A 3,319-nucleotide genomic window follows, 5' to 3' on the forward strand; every position below is an offset into this window, starting at 1 on the left:
GGCGTGCGCGGCCGCCTCGTCCGGGCCCGGCGCGAGCTCGGCCAGCAGGCCGAGGATGCCGCGCAGCGCGGCCGGGCGGGCGTCGTGCAGCAGCCGCCCGACGCAGCCGCGCAGCAGGGCGGCCCGGTCGAGGCGGCCCTCGGCGGCGAGCTCGGCCAGGGCGAGGATCAGGGCCTGGCGGCCGCCGGGGCGGCGGGTGTCCCAGACGGTCAGCTTCTCGCCGGCCCCGTCGACGGTGAAGACGAGCGGCGCCAGGGTGTCGAGGAACGGGTCGCGGCGCAGCCGCTCGGCGATGGGCCGCGAGCGCAGCCGTTCCTCGCCCGGGAAGCCGAGGTCGTCCATCCACCGCAGCACGAACCAGTCGGTCGCCGGCGGCGCCGACCCGGCCGCGGTGACCAGCGCCGCGACGAACTCCCACTGGCGCTGGTCGAAGTCGGTGCCGCGCCGGTCGGCGAGGCGGGCGGCGAGCTCCGGCAGCCAGCCGTCGCCGCGGGCCCGGGCCGCGCCGGCGACGGCCTCCGCGGTGCGCCGGTCGGGGCCCATCGACGGCCGGTCCAGGATGCGGGCGGCCGCCGCCGCGCTCGGCGCGGACCCGATCGCGGCCACCGCCAGGGCGGTCAGCTCGTCGCCGCGCCAGTGGTTGTCCGAGCGCCGCCGGACGTAGGCGAGCAGCTCCCGGGCCAGTGCCGCCCGCTCGGGGTCGTCCAGCGCATCGACCGCCTCGGCGACGGCCGCTACGCGTCCGCGCCGGATGAGCTCGGGGTCGATGACGTTCATGGCGCTGAGGCTAGCCGGGGGGTACGACAATTTCGTAGGTTGAGCGGATGGCGTACGACGTCGAGGCGCTGCGCGCGCACTTCCCTGCCCTGCGGGACGGGGTCGCGTACTTTGACGGCCCCGGCGGGACGCAGACGCCCCGCGAGGTCGGGGAGGCGGTCGCCGCCACGCTCACCGGGCCGCTGTCCAACCGGGGGCTGACCTCGGCGTCGCAGCGCAACGCCGACCGGGCCGTCGTCGAGTTCCGCGAGGCGTACGGGGACCTGCTCGGCGTGCCGCCGACCGGCGTCGTGCACGGGCGCAGCGCGACGCAGCTGACGTACGACCTCTCCCGGGCGATCGCGAAGACCTGGCGAGCCGGGGACGAGGTGGTGGTGAGCCGCCTCGACCACGACTGCAACGTGCGGCCCTGGGTGCAGGCGGCGCAGGCGGCGGGCGCCACGGTGCGCTGGATCGACTTCGAGCCCGGCACCGGCGAGGTCGACCTGGACAGCGCGCGGGCGGCGATCACCGGCCGGACGCGGGTCGTCGCGGTCACCGCGGCGTCCAACCTCATCGGCACCGAGCCGCCGGTGCGGGCGATCGCCGACCTCGCGCACGCCGCGGGCGCCCTGCTCTACGTCGACGCCGTGCACTACGCGGCGCACTCCTTCGTTGACGTCGCCGGGCTCGGGGCGGACCTGCTGGTCTGCTCGCCGTACAAGCTGCTGGGGCCGCACTGCGGGGTGCTCGCGGCGGCGCCCGGGCTGCTCGAGACGCTGTGGCCGGACAAGCTGGCGCCGGCGACCGACGCGGTGCCGGAGCGCTTCGAGCACGGGACGCTGCCGTACGAGATCCTGGCCGGGGCGACCGCCGCCGTCGACTTCCTGGCCGGGATCGCGCCGGGCGCCGGGCAGACGCGCCGGGACCGGCTCAGGAACTCCCTCGAGGCGGTCGAGGAGCACGAGCGGCGGCTGCTGGGCGAGCTCGACGCCGGGCTGGCCGGGATGGCCACGAACCATTCGCGGGCGGCCGAGCGGACACCGACGCTGCTGCTCACCCTGCCCGGCCGGCGGACCTGGGACGCGTTCCAGTTCCTGGCCCGGCGCGACGTGCTGGCGCCCGCCGGGTCCTTCTACGCGTTCGAGCCGTTCCGGCGGCTCGCGCTCGACGACGAGCACGGCCTGCGGCTCGGGCTGGCGCCGTACACCAACGACGACGACGTCGCCCGGGTCGTCGACGGGCTGCGCGAGTTCCTACGGGGTTAGCCCGGCCATCAGCTCGGGGGCCGCGACCTGGGTCCAGGGCGCCGGGGCGGTGCCGTCGACCAGCAGGGCGAGCGAGCCGTCGGCCGCGCCCGCGGGCAGGCGGGCCGGGTCGGTCGTGGCCGCGAACGTGCGCCCGGGGACGGGGATCTGCGCGGTACCGCCGCCGCCCTCGCCGCTCGCGACGGACCGCACGGCCGCGACCACGTCGGCCGGCGCGGCGGCCGGGATCGCGGTCGCCGTGCCGTCGGGGTGGGCGACCAGCACCCGGTCGGCCCGGGCGGCGGCGTGCCAGGCGGCGAGGTCCAGCAGGGTCGGGCGGATGCCGGCGGTGAAGTGCTCCCAGAGGTCCGCCGCGATGCGGCCGAGGCGCGGGCCGTTCGTCGCCACGTTGTGGGCGTAGCCGCTGGTGGTCTGGGCGGCGTCGATCCACATCACGTCGCCGGTGCGCACGTCGAGGATGAGCGGGGCCAGGGAACGGGTGTCGCCGCGCAGGGAGAAGCGCTGCAGCACCCGCGCCGCGTCGAAGGTGGCGCCCTCGTCCTGCGGCAGGGAGAAGCCGGCGAGCGCGGCGTCGAGGGCCTCGAACGGTACGTCGTTGTAGCTCAGCACCACCGGCACGGCCCACGCCACGCCCTCGTCCAGGAGGCGCTCGCGGTGCAGGTCGAGGTACTCGGTCGCGCCGAGCGGCGGCGGGGCCGACGTCAGGTCGCCGGAGTGCACGGCCGCGCGGTCGCCGAAGAACAGCGCGGTGTAGTCGCAGTGGCCGATCTGGGCCCACTGCTGGTTGTAGAACGCGCAGGACAGGTCGAGGTCGACGCGGTCGCTGTGCCGGTCGACCCAGTGCAGGAACAGGCGGATGACGGGGGCGCCGGCGAGCGGGCGGATGCTGCCGCGGGGCCAGCCGGCCAGCTGCTCGGAGCCGGCCCGCTCGCGCGCCGGCGCGGGGACGCGGGCCAGCGCGGCGTCGAGCACGGCGACGTCGAAGCGGTCCAGGCGCGCGGCGCGGGCGGCCAGCTCACCGTCCACTGTGGCCCGGATCGGTTCGGTCGCGGTGCGGGGCAACGGGTCGCGGCGCTCGGGCTCGGTCCACGTGCGCACCGCGTTGCCCTTGGGGAAGAAGGTGCGCCGCGGGGTGCCGGGCGGCGGGCCGCCGGGGCGTTTCGGCGCGGTGCGCAACGACGCGAGCCTCCGGCGCAGGCTCACGGTGGCGGAGCCGCCGCGGGCCGCGGCCAGCTCGGTCAGCTCGGCCAGCGCGGCGGTGGCGCTGGTGGCGTGGCGGCCGCTCAGCTGCGCGG

2 protein-coding genes and 1 pseudogene are annotated in these 3,319 nt (G+C 77.4%); 1 reads left to right on the forward strand and 2 read right to left on the reverse strand.

Features of this window, described 5'->3' with window-relative positions; translation table 11 throughout:
- Positions 1–777 (reverse strand): annotated as a pseudogene (locus ABD352_RS24300) (hypothetical protein); the annotation flags it as partial.
- A 47-nt stretch (positions 778–824) separates the two neighbouring features.
- Here ABD352_RS24300 and ABD352_RS24305 point away from each other — a divergent pair.
- Entirely contained in the window at positions 825–2,024 is a 1,200-nt protein-coding gene (locus ABD352_RS24305; protein ID WP_344614774.1) for a cysteine desulfurase-like protein, read from the forward strand.
- Here the strand turns inward: ABD352_RS24305 and ABD352_RS24310 are convergent.
- A partial coding sequence (locus ABD352_RS24310) for a TerD family protein (RefSeq protein WP_344614775.1) occupies positions 2,013–3,319 on the reverse strand: 1,307 nt, incomplete at its 5' end. The two genes, ABD352_RS24305 and ABD352_RS24310, sit on opposite strands and share 12 nt — an antisense overlap.

This window comes from Dactylosporangium salmoneum (assembly GCF_039532525.1).
Taxonomy (GTDB): Bacteria; Actinomycetota; Actinomycetes; order Mycobacteriales; family Micromonosporaceae; genus Dactylosporangium; species Dactylosporangium salmoneum.

What these genes read in the sequence shown, in the direction of transcription:
- ABD352_RS24305 (WP_344614774.1), top strand. Translation starts at nt 825, where the DNA reads ATGGCGTACGACGTCGAGGCGCTGCGCGCGCACTTCCCTGCCCTGCGG.